We start from the raw sequence: 15,256 nt of genomic DNA, 5'->3' as shown, positions 1-15,256 counted from the left end.
TCAATCGCGCCCTGATGCCACGATCGTTTCAAAAAACAGTAAAATGATGGCGCTCGACGCGATATCCCGCTTGACTTAATAGGCCCTCGAATTCTCGATGCGGCGGCAGAGACTCATCTGGAAGGCGTATCCGTTTACCGGAATGCAGGACCAGAGAGATCCTTACAGAAAAGTCCCAGCGCGTGTCGAATCGGAAGAAATCGATGTCGTTCAGTTCGGTCTCGCCTTGGCGTTGGCCTGAATACCAGCGCAACTGTTCTGGCCCCAGGCACAGGCCGGCTTGGGTGTCTTGAAAGACATCCCAAACCGCCGGCAGTGTCGCCAGCGCCAACAGGGCCATCAGCCACCAAGCGGCGTTGAATAGGATCACCAAGGCCAGCAAAGCGGCATAAACGCCGATCAAAATGATAACGGTGCGAGAGGTCCTGTTCCGGCGCGTGAAGGTGTACGGGCTCATGCGCCGAGGATTCGGGACACCATTTCGGTCGTGTCGCGCGATAGGTTGGGTGTTTCTGAAATCCGCGTGAGTTGAGCGCGCATCATGTCCTGACGGTCCGCGTCATAGCGTTTCCAGGTCTGGAAGGCTGAACACATACGAGCTGTGGTCTGCGGGTTAACCGGATCCAGGCGGATCAGCCACCCGGCCAACAGCTCGTATCCTGCCCCATCCGGTTGGTGGAACCCGGCGTGGTTCATGGCCAACGCCCCCATCACGGCGCGGAAACGGTTGGGATTCTTCCAATTGAATTCTGGGTGCTCGGTCAGTGCGCGGGTGGTTTTGGACGTCGCCTCAGGGGACGCCATTGCCACTTGCAGGCCGAACCATTTGTCCATCACCAGCCGGTCGTGCCGCCATTGGTCGTAGAAGGCAGCCAGCTCTGCGTCGCCTTTTGCAGCCCGCAAGAGGCAGGACAGGGCGGTCAGTTGCAGGGTCATGTTATCCGCCTTGGCGTAAACCTCAGCGGCCATGGCCCCGCCGTCCAGGCGAGAGGTCAGCGCCAGCGCCGCGCCGCCCAGCGCGCGTTTGCCGGATTGCTTGGCATCAGGGGAATAGGGCGCATCGACCAAAGCTTCACTGTGTAACCTTGGCAGCAGGTCCTGCATGTGCTGCGCGGTGGCCTGCCGCAGTGTTTCCACCGCTGTCCAGATCGCCATCGGATCGGGCGTTTCGCCTTTCTCATGCAGCGCAGCAGCCAGTTCCGATTGCGTCGGTAAACCAAGCATCAGCGCGCGATAGGCCGGGTCCAGTTCGCCATCCCGCAGCACGGCCAACAACCCTTCGAGATAGTCCGCGTCCGGTGTTGCCTCGTCCGAGATCATCCGCAGCAGGGTATCCTGCGCCAGTGACCGGCCGGCCTGCCAGCGGTTAAACGGGTCGGTGTCATGCGCCAGCAAAAAGGCGCGTTCAGCATTGGATTGATCCTGCTCCAGGATAATTGGTGCCGAGAAATCGCGCAGGATCGATGGCGTGGGTTTGGCGGTCAACCCGGTGAACGAAAAGCTCTGTTCGGGTTCTGTCAGCTCAAGCACTTCGGTCCCACGAACCTCGTCCCCATTTGGCCCCAGCAGGCCAACTGCGACGGGGATTACCTGCGGGTGCTTTTCATCTTGTCCCGATGTGGGTTGGGTCTTTTGTTTCAAGGTCAGGGTATAGGTGCCGTCCGACCAGCTATCTGATACGGCGACACGCGGTGTCCCGGATTGGCTGTACCAACGTTTGAATTGGGTCAGATCGCGATCCGTCGTGTCCTCGAACACTTTTAGCCAATCCTCGATCGTGCAGGCCTGCCCATCATGGCGCTCGAAGTACAGGTTGAGCGCTTTGGTATAGGCCTCATCCCCAACCAGCCGTTTGAGCATCCCGATCACTTCGGCACCTTTCTCATAGACGGTCGAAGTGTAGAAGTTGTTGATTTCCTGAAAGCTCTCAGGCCGAACCGGGTGCGACAATGGCCCGTTGTCCTCGGGAAACTGCCGCGCGCGGAGGTCAATCGCATCGTGGATGCGTTTCACGGGGGCCGAGCGCATGTCCGAGGTGAACTGCGCGTCGCGGAAGACGGTCAGACCTTCCTTGAGGCACAGCTGGAACCAGTCACGACAGGTGATGCGGTTGCCGGTCCAGTTGTGGAAATACTCATGCGCGATAATCGCCTCGATTCGTTCGAAATTGGTATCGGTCGAGGTCTCCGGACTGGCCAAAACAGCTGACGAGTTGAAGATGTTCAGCCCCTTGTTCTCCATGGCGCCCATGTTGAAATCGTCCACGGCGACAATGTTGAAGACATCTAGATCGTATTCGCGGCCATACACGTCCTCGTCCCATTTCATCGACTTTTTCAAGGCTTTCATGCCAAAGGCACATTTGCCTTCATCGCCCGGACGCACCCAGAGGTTTAGCTCGACATCGCGACCCGATTTGGTGGTGAACTGTCCCGGATGGGCAATCAGATCGCCGGCGACCAGCGCAAACAGATATGCCGGTTTCGGCCATGGATCAGTCCATTCGGCCCAACCTTCGCCTTTGCCTGACAAGTTTCCGTTGGACAGCAGTACCGGTAAATCGCCATTGATGCGCACGGTGAAGGTGGACATCACATCGGGGCGGTCGGGGTAGTAGGTGATCTTGCGGAACCCTTCGGCCTCGCACTGAGTACAGTACATGCCGTTCGACATATACAGCCCTTCGAGCGCGGTGTTGTTGCCGGGATCAATCTCAACCTCAGCCTCCCAGATGAAAGGCGCGTCTGGTACGTCTGCACTTAGGCCTTGGTCTGTGATTTCAGGGGAGATGTCAGTTCCATTGATGGCGGCGGTGATCAATGTAAGACCCTCGCCGTGCAGGAAAAACGTTTGATCCGTTGCTTGGGGATTGGGGCGGAACGCGATCCGTGAGGTGACCCGTGTGGCATGGGCTGCAAGGTCAAAGGTCAGATGCACGCTATCCACCAGATAGCCGAACGGCGTGTAGTCTTTGAGGTAAATCGTTGTGGGGGCGGCGTCACGCATCGGGGCCTCGCTTCGGTACAAATTTGACGCGAAACTATGGGGAACGTCTGCAGGCTGCAAGCAAATGGCAGAGGCGAGAGTCGGCGAACTTCTAGTTGGTAATATTATTTTACCAAATCGACATTTGGGTTGTTGCCTATCGGAAACTTTGCCCCTAATTGATGGAAGAATACTATCGCATCCAGCGCGGGAGAATAGGGATATGAGCGGCAGACAGATCCGAAACGGATTGCAGATTGCGGATGAATTGGTTGATTTCATCGACAATCAGGCACTTCCGGGGACGGGTGTTGCACCCGACACATTCTGGAAAGGTCTGGCCCGCATCGTGGACGAGCTTGGTCCGAAAAACCGCGAACTGCTTGCCAAACGTGCTGACATTCAAGGGCGCATCGACGGGTGGCACGCTGAGCGCAAAGGTCAAGCTCATGACGCCACCACCTACGAAGCGTTTCTACGCGAAATTGGATATCTGGTCGAAGACGGCCCGGATTTTGAGATTGAAACGGCCAATGTCGATCCCGAAATTGCCCTAACGCCGGGTCCTCAACTGGTTGTGCCGATCACGAACGCCCGTTTTGCGCTGAACGCGGCCAATGCACGCTGGGGCAGCTTGTATGATGCGCTTTATGGCACGGATGCGATGGGCGACTTGCCTAGCGGCAGAGGGTATGATGAAGCGCGTGGAAACCGGGTGATCGACTGGGCCAAGTCGTTTCTGGATGATGCGGTTGCGTTGGCAGATGGTTCGTGGGCTGCGGTCGATAGCCTTCGCGTGGAAAGTGGGGCCCTTGTACCAGCCTTGTCCGATCCGGGCGCGTTTGTCGGCTTTGGCGGAACTGCTGAGAAGCCCGATTTTGTCTTGCTAAAGAGCAACGGTCTGCACATTCAGATCATGATTGATCCGACAAGCGACATCGGCGCTTCCGATCCGGCTGGCATTTCCGATGTGCGTCTGGAATCCGCTTTGTCCACGATTATGGATTGTGAAGACTCTGTCGCGTGTGTCGATGCTGAGGATAAGGTTGGCGCCTACAGCAACTGGCTTGGCCTGATGAAAGGCGACCTGACTGAAGAGGTTACCAAAGGCGGAAAGACGTTTACCCGCAAGCTGTTAGGGGATGTTGAATTCACGACTGCACGCGGTGAACAAGCCGCGCTCAAGGGGCGGGCGTTGATGCTGATCCGCAATGTCGGCCACCTGATGACCAACCCCGCCGTGCTGGACGTCGAAGGCCGCGAGATTGGCGAAGGGTTGATGGATGCGTTGTGCACCACGCTGATTGCGATGCATGACCTGAAGCGGGACGGAGGCAACTCGGTCGAAGGGTCTGTCTATGTCGTAAAGCCCAAGATGCACGGGCCGGAGGAAGTCGGTTTTGCCATGGAAATCTTCGATATGGTCGAAGAAGTTTTGGGCCTGCCACGCAACACCGTGAAACTCGGGATCATGGATGAGGAACGCAGAACTTCTGCGAACCTCAAAGAGTGTATCCGCGTCGCGAAATCGCGCGTGGCTTTCATCAACACGGGCTTTCTGGATCGAACCGGAGATGAGATCCATACCTCGATGGAGGCCGGGCCGATGCTGCCCAAGGGGGATATCAAGAACACGCCCTGGATTTCATCCTACGAGGACCGGAATGTCGATATTGGTTTGGCCTGCGGTTTGAAAGGCAAAGCGCAGATCGGTAAAGGCATGTGGGCGATACCCGATCGGATGGGCGAAATGCTCGAAGCCAAGATCGGGCACCCGCAATCTGGAGCAACCTGCGCATGGGTGCCATCGCCAACCGCGGCAACACTGCACGCCACGCATTATCACAAGGTCAAGGTGTTGGCGCGTCAGGATGAAATCGCCGCTGGCGGAGCCCGCAGCACATTGGGCGATCTTCTGACTATCCCATTGCTGGGCGGTCGCAATCTGAGCGACGACGAGATCACGCGCGAGATCGAGAACAACGCGCAGGGAATACTGGGCTATGTGGTGCGCTGGGTCGATCAAGGTGTCGGTTGCTCCAAGGTGCCAGATATCAATGATGTCGGTCTGATGGAGGATCGTGCAACCTGCCGGATTTCGTCTCAGGCGCTGGCCAACTGGTTGCATCATGGCGTGGTGGACGAGGCGCAGCTGATGGCGGCAATGCAGAAAATGGCAGCCGTGGTTGATCGTCAGAACGAGGGGGACCCGGGCTACTCGCCAATGGCGCCCGGGTTCGACGGCATCGCCTTTCAGGCTGCTTGTGATCTGGTGTTCAAAGGGCGGGTTCAGCCCTCGGGCTATACCGAGCCGGTTCTGCATGCGCGACGCCTGGAATTGAAGGCCAGCCAAGAATAAGCGGCGAACTAAGCCGGGGGCGTTGGTCCTCTGGCTCCGCATAAAACCCGATCTGACAGGAGGACGCATACATGTCGGTTTCACTGCGCAAAGCGCGTACGATTATCCGCAAAACGCTGGAAAAAGGACGCGAAATGGAACTTAAGCCGTTGTCGGTGATTGTTCTGGATGCAGGTGGGCACGTCATTGCCTTTGAGCGCGAAGACGACGCAGCCCCCGGTCGCTTTTCCATTGCGCATGGGAAAGCCTATGGCTCGGTAATGCTGGGCATGGCGGGGACCGCGCAGATGCAGCGGGCCGAGGCACAGGCCTATTTTATGGCAGCAGTGAACGGTGTTTACGGCGGGCAGGTTGTACCAGTCCCGGGTGGGGTTCTGTTGCGGGACCGCAAAGGCGCTGTAATCGGCGCTGTTGGTGTCACCGGTGATACGTCGGACAACGATGCGGCGGCCGGTATGGCGGGTATTGAAGCCTCTGGTCTGACAGGAGAAATTTGACCACAGCAGGCTGTTTGCCAGCATTTGGAGGTGTTGCAAAACGCCTGTTTCTTAGGCTTTCAGCAATAACGCATGAGATGTGCGCTGTTGAACACGGTCTTGCGCTGTCATGCAGGTCGTGTGTTGTTGCACGTTTATCCCGCTGCAGATAGCCTCGCGGTGAACTACTGTCACAGCAAGGTATGCGGAATGTCTCGACCCGTCGTTGGTATTATCGGCAATTCTTATCTTATGAACGATCAATACCCGACACATGCCGGTGGGACGATGAATTCGGATGCCGTGGCCAACGTCTCGGAATGCTTGCCGCTGCTGATCCCGGCTGATCCACGTTATGTTTCAGTGGAGGAACTGCTGGAGGTGTGCGATGGGTTTCTGCTGACCGGCGGTCGACCCAACGTGCATCCTGAGGAATATGGTGAGTCCGCAACCGACGCGCATGGCGATTTCGACCGGGCGCGTGACGCGATCACCTTGCCCCTTGTGCGCGCCTGCGTGGATCGCGGCCAGCCGTTCCTTGGCATCTGCCGTGGATTTCAGGAAGTGAATGTCGCCATGGGTGGCACGCTTTACCCCGAGATCCGAGATTTGCCCGGGCGTATGAACCACCGCATGCCACCAGACGGCACCCTGGAAGAAAAATTTGCGCTGCGTCATGTTGTAAAGCTAAGCGAAAATGGCGTGTTTCACGATCTGTTTGGTGCGTCTGAAGTGATGACAAACACGCTGCACGGGCAGGGGATCAAGACGGTCGGGCAGCGTGTCCTGGTCGATGGGCATGCACCGGATGGAACGCCCGAAGCGATGTACATCAAAGACGCACCTGGCTTTACACTGTCGGTGCAATGGCATCCCGAATGGGACGCGATCAATGATCCAGTGTCCCGCCCGCTATTCGAGGCTTTTGGGGCCGCCGTTCGTGCATGGGCGACGGGGTCGGACACGCAATTGATCCAACAATCTGCTTAAGATGAAGCTAGCCCGGCATTTGCGCTACCGGACCAGTGTTCTGTGGTCAGATCAGCAAGTCGAACTGAGTGTTCAGCGGCAGGGTTCGGGCCCGTTTTCCGGTCAGGTCAAACAGCGCATTTCCAAGCGCCGGCATTGATGGGGGCGTGCCGGGCTCTCCCGCGCCACCCATGTGACGGTTGGTTTCCAGCACGCGCACTTCGACCTGCGGCGCGGTGTGCATGCGGATCGCGTCATAGTCCGGGAAGTTGTACTGCTCGACCTCTCCTTCGGAGAAGGTAATCTCTCCGTAGCAGGCGGCCGACAGGCCATACATCATGCCACCGAACATCTGCGCTTTGACATTTTCGGGATCCAGTGCAAGTCCCATATCGCACGCGATCCAGGCCTTGTTGATGCGGATGGTGCCGTCTTCGTCCACCACTTCGATGACCTGAGCGACGGGGGTGCCAAAGCTGTAGGTAAACGCCACGCCGCGACCAACACCATCCGGTTTGTTACCGATCCAGCCTGACATCTCTCGCACGGCCTCTAGGCAACCGGCCGATGGGGCGTGTTCGTTCTTCATCAACTCCAGCCGAAACTCTAAGGGATCGCGACCCGCGGCATGTGCCATCTCATCCACGAAGGTTTCATGGAAAAAACCGTTGTGGCTGTTACCTACGGACCGCCAAAAGCCGACCGGGATTGCCAAATCGGCGATATGGCCGCTCATCCTGTAGTTTGGAACCGCGTAGGGTTGGTTGAAGAACCCCTCGACCAGCACCTTGTCGGGGCCAGCGCCCGGCATGCCCGTGTAACGTTCAACAGCCTGCTGCGTGCAGGATTGCGATGCGAGTTTGCCATCGATCAAAACTGCGGTTCCGTCCTGAACTGCACCGCGCATACGTGCAATTGCGCCTGGGCGGAAATAATCGTGACGCATATCCTCTTCGCGGCTCCAGGTTGTTTGAACCGGGGTGCCGGGCATGGCCATGGCGACTTTGGTGGCAATCTCGCCAAAATCCAATTCGCCCCGGCGACCGAACCCACCACCCAGATAGGTGGTGTGGATCTGCACCGCCTCGGTTTCCAGATTGGCCGTGTTGGCAGCACGGAACTGGATCAATGTCGGGGCCTGGTTGCCGCACCACAGTTCCAATGCATCTCCGGAATAAAGTGCAGTGGCGTTCATCGGCTCCATCGTGGCATGGGCCAGATAGGGCACTTGATACTCTGCCGTGACCTCTGTTGCGCCTGCGGGCAGGGTGCCGACATCCCCATCGTCGCGCATTGTAGAGTTCGGCGAGCCGTCAAACGCCTCAGCAATCTTGGCAAAGATACCGTCTGTTTCTGGCGGGTAGGGGGCATCGCCCCAATCGACATCGATGGCCTCAACAGCCTGAATGGCCAACCAGGTATTGTTGGCGATAACCGCAACGCCAGTGCCCAGATCGACGATTTTTTCAACACCGGGCAGTGAGGTCGCGGCGCTGTCGTCATATCCGTTCATCGCCCCACCCAGTTTGGGGTTCATCCGAACGCTGGCATACTTCATGCCGGGCAGGCGCACATCGACGCCGAATTCGGCCGTTCCGGTGGCCTTTTCGACCATATCCAGCCGCGGTTGGGTCTGGCCCAGATAGCGCCATTCGGATGGGTCGCGCAGGGGCACATCGACGGGTTCCAAACCCGCCGCATCGACGGCCAGTTCTGTATAAGCAATCTGACTACCGTTCGGTGCGATCACATGACCCGATGCTGTCTGTAGCTCAGATGGGTCTACCCCAAGCCGGTTGGCAGCGGCGCGCTTTAGGGTTTCGCGTGCCGAGGCACCTGCCTGACGCATGCGTTCAAACCCATCCTTCATCGAGGTCGAGCCGCCAGTGACTTGAAGGCTGAGCACTTTGCCCAACACGCCCAGGGCCTCGCCCAGATTGTGTTGGAAATTCGTGATGTCATAGCCCTTGTTGGGAAGGCCTTCACCGACCAGCGCCGAGTTGTAATACGCTGCTGCTGCCGGGCCGTGCAGAACCGTGATCTTATCCAGATCTACGTCCAGTTCTTCTGCGATCAGTGCTGCCCAGGTGGTCTGGACGCCCTGTCCCATCTCGGCGCGCGGTGCAAACAGGGTGACGCCTTTCTGGTCAATCAGGATGAAGGGGTTCAGCGCCGCTTCGCCTTCTTTCGGTTTCAACGGATTGGCCGCCGGACGGCTGACGTAATACGCGCCGAACGCCACACCGCCAACAATCGCGGCAGAGCCAATCAGAAAAGTACGGCGGAGGATTTTTCCAATGCGAGCCATTGCTTATGCCTCCTTCAATTTGGCAGCTGCGTCATGAATAGCAGCGCGAATGCGCGGATAGGTGCCGCAGCGGCACAAGTTGCCCTGCATGGCATCGTCGATATCGGCGTCTGTGGGGGTCGGGTTTTCAGCCAGCAAAGTGGCAGCCTGCATGATTTGGCCTGACTGGCAGTAGCCGCATTGCGCTACTTGATGGTCAACCCATGCTTGCTGGATTGTGGTCATCGCATCCGGGGTTCCTACACCTTCGATTGTAGTCACATCGCCCCAGACGTCGGACAGCGCGACTTGGCATGAGCGCACAGCTTCACCATCGATGTGGACGGTGCATGCCCCACACGAGGCAACGCCGCAGCCAAACTTGGTTCCGGTCAGACCGACCTCATCCCGCAGGACCCACAACAGGGGCACATCATCCGGCAGGTCCACTTGATGAGACGTTCCGTTGATCTTAAGGGTGGTCGCCATGGCTCACCTCGCTTGGCTGTGGCTGTTTCTGACATAATTGGTGAAAAGTGTCAGTATGTCAATTGACAAAATATACAAAAAATGTCAGGTCTGCGAGTATGAACGACACCGGTGACGATACACGGCAAAAGGCGATCCTGACCTCGGCGTTTCAGGCTTTTTCGTCCTATGGGTTTCGTAAGACCTCGATGGATGACATAGCGCGCGGGGCGGGGATGTCCCGTCCTGCGGTTTATCTGCACTACAAGAATAAAGAGGCGATTGTTCGGAAGCTGACCGAATTGCACTATGCCGAAAAGATCGTCGCTGTGACCGAAGCCCTAAACGGGTCCGGAGCAGTTTCTGACCTCGTGACACGGGCAATCCTGGCGCAGGCAGACGGGATGGCTGCCATTCTTGCCTCACCACATGGGTTAGAGATGTTGGATACGACCAAATCGATGTCCATCGACATTGTTGAAGAAGGCGAGGCCGAGCTAACGGGTCTTTATGCGGCGTGGCTGACCCGCGAAGACGTCGCTGGTCGGGTCCGGTTGTTTGAAACCCCTGATGAAACTGCAAAGACCATCACAGTCGCGCTCAAGGGAGTCAAAATGACGGCGTCCGGCGCGGAAGAATTTGAAAGGCGGACCGTGCAACTGGCCGCCCTGATCGGCGCCGGGCTTGAGGTCAGGTAACGCGCTGGCGCGTTTTGTACTCGGGCGTATCCCACAGTTTGTTGGTCATGATATCGGCCAGGATATCCGCCGCCTGAGCGACATCGTTTTCGTCAACATATAAAGGTGTGAAGCCGAACCGCATGATGTTGGGTGCACGGAAATCACCGATTACCCCACGCGCAATCAGCGCCTGCATCGCGGCATAGCCTTCTTGGAACCTGAAGGAAATCTGACTGCCACGTTGTTCCGGATCACGCGGACTTGCCAACTCAAGATCGGCGCAGGTCGCTTCGACCCGGTCTACGAACATCTCGGTCAGTTCAATGGATTTGGTGCGGACGTCCGCGATATCGGCCATATCCCAAACATCCATCGCGGTGGACAAAGCCGTCATCTGAATGACGGGCGGCGTGCCGACGCGCATCCGCTCGATCCCTGCTCCGGGTCGGTAGTCCAGATCGAAGTTGAACGGAGCTTCGTGCCCCAGCCAGCCTGACAAAGCAGGGCGCACGTTGGGTGCCAGTCGGGGTGCCACGTACACAAAGGCAGGCGCGCCCGGTCCGCCATTCAGGTACTTATACGTGCAGCCCACCGCAAAATCGGCATTGCATCCGGCAAGATCAACCGGGATCGCCCCGGCCGAGTGCGCCAGATCCCACACCGTTACCACGCCGTTTGCATGGGCCAGCTCGGTCAGGGCCCTCATGTCGTGTTTGCGACCTGTACGATAGTCGACCTCGGTCAGCATCAAGACCGCGATTTCTTCTGTCAGCGCGTCAGCGACATTCTCAGGGTCAACGACGCGCAATTCGTATTCTGCCCCAAGGGAGCGCAACAGACCGTCTGCCATGTATAGGTCTGAGGGGAAATTACCATTGTCGGACAGAACCACCTTGCGCTTTGGATTAAGCTCTAGCGCAGATGCAACGGCCTGATAGACCTTGATCGACAAGGTGTCGCCGACGACGACGCTGCCAGCCTCGGCTCCGATCAACCGACCAATACGGTCTCCAAGGCCCGTGGGCAGCCCCATCCAGCCGGCTTTGTTCCAGCAGGTGATCAACATCTGGCCCCATTCGTCGCTCATCATGCGCTGGACCCCGGTTGCAGCCGCTTTTGGCAATGGTCCCAGAGAGTTACCGTCGAGATACAGAACCCCTTCGGGCAGATGGAACATGGCCTTGGTTGCGGCAAAATCGGTCATGGCGGCTCACAATTCTTTCTTACACATCGCAGGGTGCTTTTGGCCTATCCGATCCTCTTGTATCTGTCCATTCATGCGACATACTGAGGTTTTGCTATTCCGGTCTGAAAGCGATAGGACATCGCGCAGAAGCGACATGTGCCACTGCGTGTCGCCATCCACGGGGACGATGCATGCGTCGGATCGACATTCCGCCTGTTTGGCTATTGGGGTTTGTTTTTCTGGCGTGGCTGCAGGCGCGCTTTTTGGGTTTTGGATTGTCGCTGGAAGGCGGAGTGACCGATCTCATCAGTGGTGTTTTGATTGGCGGCGGTATTTTGATCGTGGTTATGGCGATCGTCGAGTTTCGTAGGCAAAAGACCACAGTCATCCCGCATGAAACGCCGACGGCGCTGGTGCAATCGGGTATCTACAAATACAGTCGCAACCCGATCTATCTGGCCGATATCCTGATTTTGGCCGGGCTTGTACTGCGTCTGGATGCCGTGCTGTCATTGGTCTTGGTGCCGATCCTTGTCTCGCTGCTTGAACGTCGCTTTATAATACCTGAAGAAGACCGTCTGCGCCGTACTTTTCGTGCGGATTTCGCCCGATATGAACGCAAAACACGTCGTTGGATATAGGGTGTTTCGTGCTGTGACATCACGTAACGATTGCTGCGCTTGCGAAATAATCTTGCGCAAGATACATCTTTGCTTAACTAACAATACCGATCACCCGCTCTGCCAGAGTGATAATTAGGGGGACTGCCAGTGAAAATAGGCACGCCAAAGGAAATACTGGACGGTGAAAACAGGGTCGCGATGACCCCGGACTCCGCCGTGCAACTGCAGAAACTGGGCTATGATTGCGCCATTGAAAAGGGGGCCGGGCAAGCGGCGGGCTTTTCAGACGCGGCGTATAAGGCGGTCGGCGTCGAGATCGTCAAGACCGCAGCCTCGTTGTGGAAATCGGCTGACATTGTAGCCAAGGTTCGGATCCCGACCGAGGCCGAGCTAAAGCGTCTGACCAAGGGTAAGACGCTGATTTCCTTCTTCAACCCGGCCGGGAACGAAGAAGGAATGGAGTTGGCCAAGTCCAAAGGTGCCAACGTGATCGCCATGGAGATGGTGCCGCGGATTTCCCGTGCGCAGAAGATGGATGCGCTGTCTTCGATGGCCAACATCGCAGGCTATCGCGCGGTGATCGAAGCTGGCAACAACTTTGGCCGTTTCTTCACTGGCCAGGTGACGGCGGCTGGTAAAGTGCCGCCCGCGAAGGTTCTGATCGTGGGTGCTGGCGTGGCTGGTCTGGCGGCGATCGGTACGTCGACCTCGCTGGGTGCGATTACCTATGCGTTCGACGTCCGCCCCGAAGTGGCCGAGCAGGTCGAGTCGATGGGCGCGGAATTTGTCTATCTGGACTTCGAAGAAGAACAGCAGGACGGCGCGGCCACGGGCGGTTATGCATCCGTCCAGTCCGACGAGTTCCGCGAAGCCCAACTGGCCAAGTTCCGTGAACTGGCACCAGAAGTGGACATCGTCATCACCACCGCACTGATCCCGAACCGCCCGGCGCCAAAGCTGTGGCTCGAGGATATGGTCAAGGCCATGAAACCGGGTTCGGTGATCGTTGACCTTGCGGCCGAACGGGGCGGCAACGTTGAGGGTACGATCGCGGATGAGAAGGTCGTGACCGATAATGGCGTGACCATCATCGGCTATACCGACTTCCCAAGCCGTATGGCCTCACAATCCTCGTCGCTCTACGCCACCAACATCCGTCACATGATGACTGATCTGACGCCCGAAAAGGACGGTCAGATCAATCATGACATGGAAGATGACGTGATCCGCGGTTCGACCGTGACACATGAGGGTGAGATCACCTTCCCGCCACCACCGCCCAAAGTGCAGGCAATCGCGGCTCAGCCCAAGGCTGAGGTGAAAGAGCTGACGCCGGAAGAAAAGAGGGCGCAGGAAATTGCGGCCTTCCAGGCGCAGACCAAGCAGCAGTTTACGCTGCTGGGGGTCGGCGGCGTGCTGATGCTGCTGGTGGGGCTGATTGCTCCGGCCAGCTTTATGCAACATTTCATCGTCTTCGTGCTGGCCATCTTTGTGGGCTTCCAGGTGATCTGGAACGTCTCGCACAGCTTGCACACTCCGTTGATGGCGATCACCAACGCGATCTCGTCGATCATTATCGTTGGCGCGCTGATGCAGATTGGATCGGGATCCTTCCTGGTCATTCTGCTGGCGGCACTGTCTGTCTTCATGGCCGGGATCAACATCTTCGGCGGCTTCCTCGTAACCCGGCGCATGCTTGCCATGTTCCAGAAATCTTAAGGAGGCCGGGCACATGGATTATGGCTTCACTACCGCCGCTTACGTTGTTGCGGCTGTCCTTTTTATCCTGTCCCTAGGCGGACTGTCGAACCAGGAAAGCGCCAAGCGCGCGGTCTGGTATGGCATCGTCGGTATGGGGCTTGCGGTCTTTGCTACGCTGGTCGGTCCCGGGTCTGGCTTGTGGCTGTTGTCGCTACTATTGATCGCTGGCGGTGGCTTTATCGGCCAGTACGTCGCGCAGCGCGTACAGATGACCGAGATGCCACAGCTTGTGGCCGCGATGCACTCGCTGGTGGGTCTGGCGGCTGTTTTCGTTGGCTACAATGCGCATTTCGAGATTGGCAATGTAGCGCAGGTCATAGCTATAGTGGATTCGGCCAATCAGGCGGACCTGTCTGATCTGGGGGCTTTCGCCAAGCTGATTGCAAAGAAAACCCCGGCAGAGCTGGGCATCCTGCATGTGGAACTGTTCCTGGGTATCTTCATTGGCGCGATCACCTTTACCGGTTCGGTCGTGGCCTATGGCAAGTTGGCGGGCAAGGTGACATCTGCGGCGACCAAGCTGCCGGGTGGCCATGCGCTGAACGCGGCGGCCGCAATCATCTCGTTGATCTGCCTGATCTGGTACACCGCGTCGGGTGGGTTCTTCCCGCTGTTCCTGATGACGCTGGCCGCGTTGTTCATCGGTTATCACCTGATCATGGGCATCGGCGGTGCCGACATGCCGGTAGTTGTGTCGATGCTGAACAGCTATTCCGGCTGGGCGGCTGCGGCGATTGGCTTCTCGCTGGGCAACGACCTGCTGATCGTGGTTGGTGCGCTCGTGGGCTCGTCAGGTGCGATCTTGTCCTACATCATGTGTAAAGCGATGAACCGTCATTTTGTCAGTGTGATCCTGGGCGGCTTTGGCGGCCCGCAGGGCGAACAGATGGCTGTTGAGGGCGAGCAGATTGCCATCGAGGCCGACGGTGTGGCTGCGGCCTTAAACGATGCCGACAGCGTGGTGATCATCCCCGGTTACGGCATGGCCGTGGCACAGGCGCAGCAGTCGGTTTCCGAACTGGTGCGCAAGCTGCGGGCGCAAGGCAAGAACGTACGCTTTGCCATCCACCCCGTTGCGGGCCGCTTGCCGGGCCACATGAACGTTCTGCTGGCCGAGGCAAAGGTGCCATATGACATCGTTCTGGAAATGGACGAGATCAATGATGACTTCCCGGACACGGATGTGGCCATTGTCATCGGCTCGAACGACATCGTGAACCCCGCTGCACAGGAAGATCCCAACAGCCCCATCGCCGGGATGCCGGTTCTGGAATGCTGGAAGGCCAAGCAGGTATTCGTATCAAAGCGCGGCCAGGGCACCGGGTACTCGGGTATCGAAAACCCGCTGTTCTTCAAAGAAAACACCCGCATGTTCTATGGCGACGCCAAGGCTTCGTTGGACAAGTTGTTGCCGATGATCGACTGATCTGGGTCCGATACCCTTTGGAAAGGCGCCCCAATG

Annotated in this window: 12 protein-coding genes; 7 read left to right on the top strand and 5 right to left on the bottom strand. The window is 57.7% G+C overall.

Annotated elements, in window-relative coordinates; genetic code table 11:
* Window positions 1–28 precede the first annotated feature (28 nt).
* Together Q1B21_RS02700 and pepN are read right to left on the bottom strand one after the other, a co-directional pair.
* Window positions 29–457: a hypothetical protein gene (locus Q1B21_RS02700; protein ID WP_299885569.1), complete on the bottom strand. Its 429-nt coding sequence runs from the start codon at window positions 455–457 to the stop codon at window positions 29–31.
* Window positions 454–3,006, bottom strand: coding sequence for an aminopeptidase N (gene pepN, locus Q1B21_RS02695; protein ID WP_299885566.1), 2,553 nt, complete (start codon window positions 3,004–3,006; stop codon window positions 454–456). The genes Q1B21_RS02700 and pepN overlap by 4 nt, the downstream gene beginning before the upstream one ends.
* Window positions 3,007–3,208: 202 nt before the next feature.
* Between pepN and Q1B21_RS02690 the strand changes: the two genes are divergently transcribed.
* The 3 genes from Q1B21_RS02690 to Q1B21_RS02680 all read left to right on the top strand — a co-directional run bounded on the left by Q1B21_RS02690 (window position 3,209) and on the right by Q1B21_RS02680 (window position 6,810).
* Complete coding sequence (locus Q1B21_RS02690) at window positions 3,209–5,344, top strand: malate synthase G (RefSeq protein WP_299885563.1); 2,136 nt, start codon at window positions 3,209–3,211, stop codon at window positions 5,342–5,344.
* Between the two features lie 71 nt (window positions 5,345–5,415).
* Complete coding sequence (locus Q1B21_RS02685) at window positions 5,416–5,841, top strand: heme-binding protein (protein ID WP_299885560.1); 426 nt, start codon at window positions 5,416–5,418, stop codon at window positions 5,839–5,841.
* 189 nt (window positions 5,842–6,030) lie between these two features.
* Window positions 6,031–6,810 (top strand): gamma-glutamyl-gamma-aminobutyrate hydrolase family protein, encoded by a 780-nt coding sequence (locus tag Q1B21_RS02680; protein WP_298933129.1) that lies wholly within the window; start codon window positions 6,031–6,033, stop codon window positions 6,808–6,810.
* A gap of 46 nt (window positions 6,811–6,856) precedes the next feature.
* Here Q1B21_RS02680 and Q1B21_RS02675 read toward each other — a convergent pair whose 3' ends face one another.
* On the bottom strand, window positions 6,857–9,097 hold the full coding sequence (locus Q1B21_RS02675; RefSeq protein WP_299885557.1) for a molybdopterin cofactor-binding domain-containing protein: 2,241 nt from the start codon (window positions 9,095–9,097) through the stop codon (window positions 6,857–6,859).
* Window positions 9,098–9,100: 3 nt separating this feature from the next.
* Entirely contained in the window at window positions 9,101–9,565 is a 465-nt protein-coding gene (locus Q1B21_RS02670; protein ID WP_298933125.1) for a (2Fe-2S)-binding protein, read from the bottom strand.
* A 98-nt stretch (window positions 9,566–9,663) separates the two neighbouring features.
* Between Q1B21_RS02670 and Q1B21_RS02665 the strand changes: the two genes are divergently transcribed.
* Entirely contained in the window at window positions 9,664–10,242 is a 579-nt protein-coding gene (locus tag Q1B21_RS02665; RefSeq protein ID WP_299885553.1) for a TetR/AcrR family transcriptional regulator, read from the top strand.
* Here the strand turns inward: Q1B21_RS02665 and kynU are convergent.
* Window positions 10,235–11,428, bottom strand: coding sequence for a kynureninase (kynU, locus tag Q1B21_RS02660; RefSeq protein ID WP_299885550.1), 1,194 nt, complete (start codon window positions 11,426–11,428; stop codon window positions 10,235–10,237). The two genes, Q1B21_RS02665 and kynU, sit on opposite strands and share 8 nt — an antisense overlap.
* Before the next feature lie 173 nt (window positions 11,429–11,601).
* Between kynU and Q1B21_RS02655 the strand changes: the two genes are divergently transcribed.
* The 3 genes from Q1B21_RS02655 (at window position 11,602) to Q1B21_RS02645 (ending at window position 15,220) form a co-directional block, all read left to right on the top strand.
* Window positions 11,602–12,051, top strand: coding sequence for an isoprenylcysteine carboxylmethyltransferase family protein (locus Q1B21_RS02655; RefSeq protein ID WP_299079895.1), 450 nt, complete (start codon window positions 11,602–11,604; stop codon window positions 12,049–12,051).
* 129 nt (window positions 12,052–12,180) lie between these two features.
* Window positions 12,181–13,752, top strand: a complete 1,572-nt coding sequence (locus tag Q1B21_RS02650) for a Re/Si-specific NAD(P)(+) transhydrogenase subunit alpha (RefSeq protein WP_299885547.1) — start codon at window positions 12,181–12,183, stop codon at window positions 13,750–13,752.
* A 13-nt stretch (window positions 13,753–13,765) separates the two neighbouring features.
* Entirely contained in the window at window positions 13,766–15,220 is a 1,455-nt protein-coding gene (locus Q1B21_RS02645; protein WP_299885544.1) for an NAD(P)(+) transhydrogenase (Re/Si-specific) subunit beta, read from the top strand.
* The last annotated feature ends 36 nt before the right edge of the window (window positions 15,221–15,256 follow it).

It is taken from the genome of uncultured Ruegeria sp. (genome assembly GCF_947504215.1).
Taxonomy (GTDB): Bacteria; Pseudomonadota; Alphaproteobacteria; order Rhodobacterales; family Rhodobacteraceae; genus Ruegeria.
This window is presented reverse-complemented; position numbering and strand designations above follow the sequence as displayed.

What these genes read in the sequence shown, in the direction of transcription:
- Q1B21_RS02700 (WP_299885569.1), bottom strand. Translation starts at nt 457, where the DNA reads ATGAGCCCGTACACCTTCACGCGCCGGAACAGGACCTCTCGCACCGTT.
- pepN (WP_299885566.1), bottom strand. Translation starts at nt 3,006, where the DNA reads ATGCGTGACGCCGCCCCCACAACGATTTACCTCAAAGACTACACGCCG.
- Q1B21_RS02690 (WP_299885563.1), top strand. Translation starts at nt 3,209, where the DNA reads ATGAGCGGCAGACAGATCCGAAACGGATTGCAGATTGCGGATGAATTG.
- Q1B21_RS02685 (WP_299885560.1), top strand. Translation starts at nt 5,416, where the DNA reads ATGTCGGTTTCACTGCGCAAAGCGCGTACGATTATCCGCAAAACGCTG.
- Q1B21_RS02680 (WP_298933129.1), top strand. Translation starts at nt 6,031, where the DNA reads ATGTCTCGACCCGTCGTTGGTATTATCGGCAATTCTTATCTTATGAAC.
- Q1B21_RS02675 (WP_299885557.1), bottom strand. Translation starts at nt 9,097, where the DNA reads ATGGCTCGCATTGGAAAAATCCTCCGCCGTACTTTTCTGATTGGCTCT.
- Q1B21_RS02670 (WP_298933125.1), bottom strand. Translation starts at nt 9,565, where the DNA reads ATGGCGACCACCCTTAAGATCAACGGAACGTCTCATCAAGTGGACCTG.
- Q1B21_RS02665 (WP_299885553.1), top strand. Translation starts at nt 9,664, where the DNA reads ATGAACGACACCGGTGACGATACACGGCAAAAGGCGATCCTGACCTCG.
- kynU (WP_299885550.1), bottom strand. Translation starts at nt 11,428, where the DNA reads ATGACCGATTTTGCCGCAACCAAGGCCATGTTCCATCTGCCCGAAGGG.
- Q1B21_RS02655 (WP_299079895.1), top strand. Translation starts at nt 11,602, where the DNA reads ATGCGTCGGATCGACATTCCGCCTGTTTGGCTATTGGGGTTTGTTTTT.
- Q1B21_RS02645 (WP_299885544.1), top strand. Translation starts at nt 13,766, where the DNA reads ATGGATTATGGCTTCACTACCGCCGCTTACGTTGTTGCGGCTGTCCTT.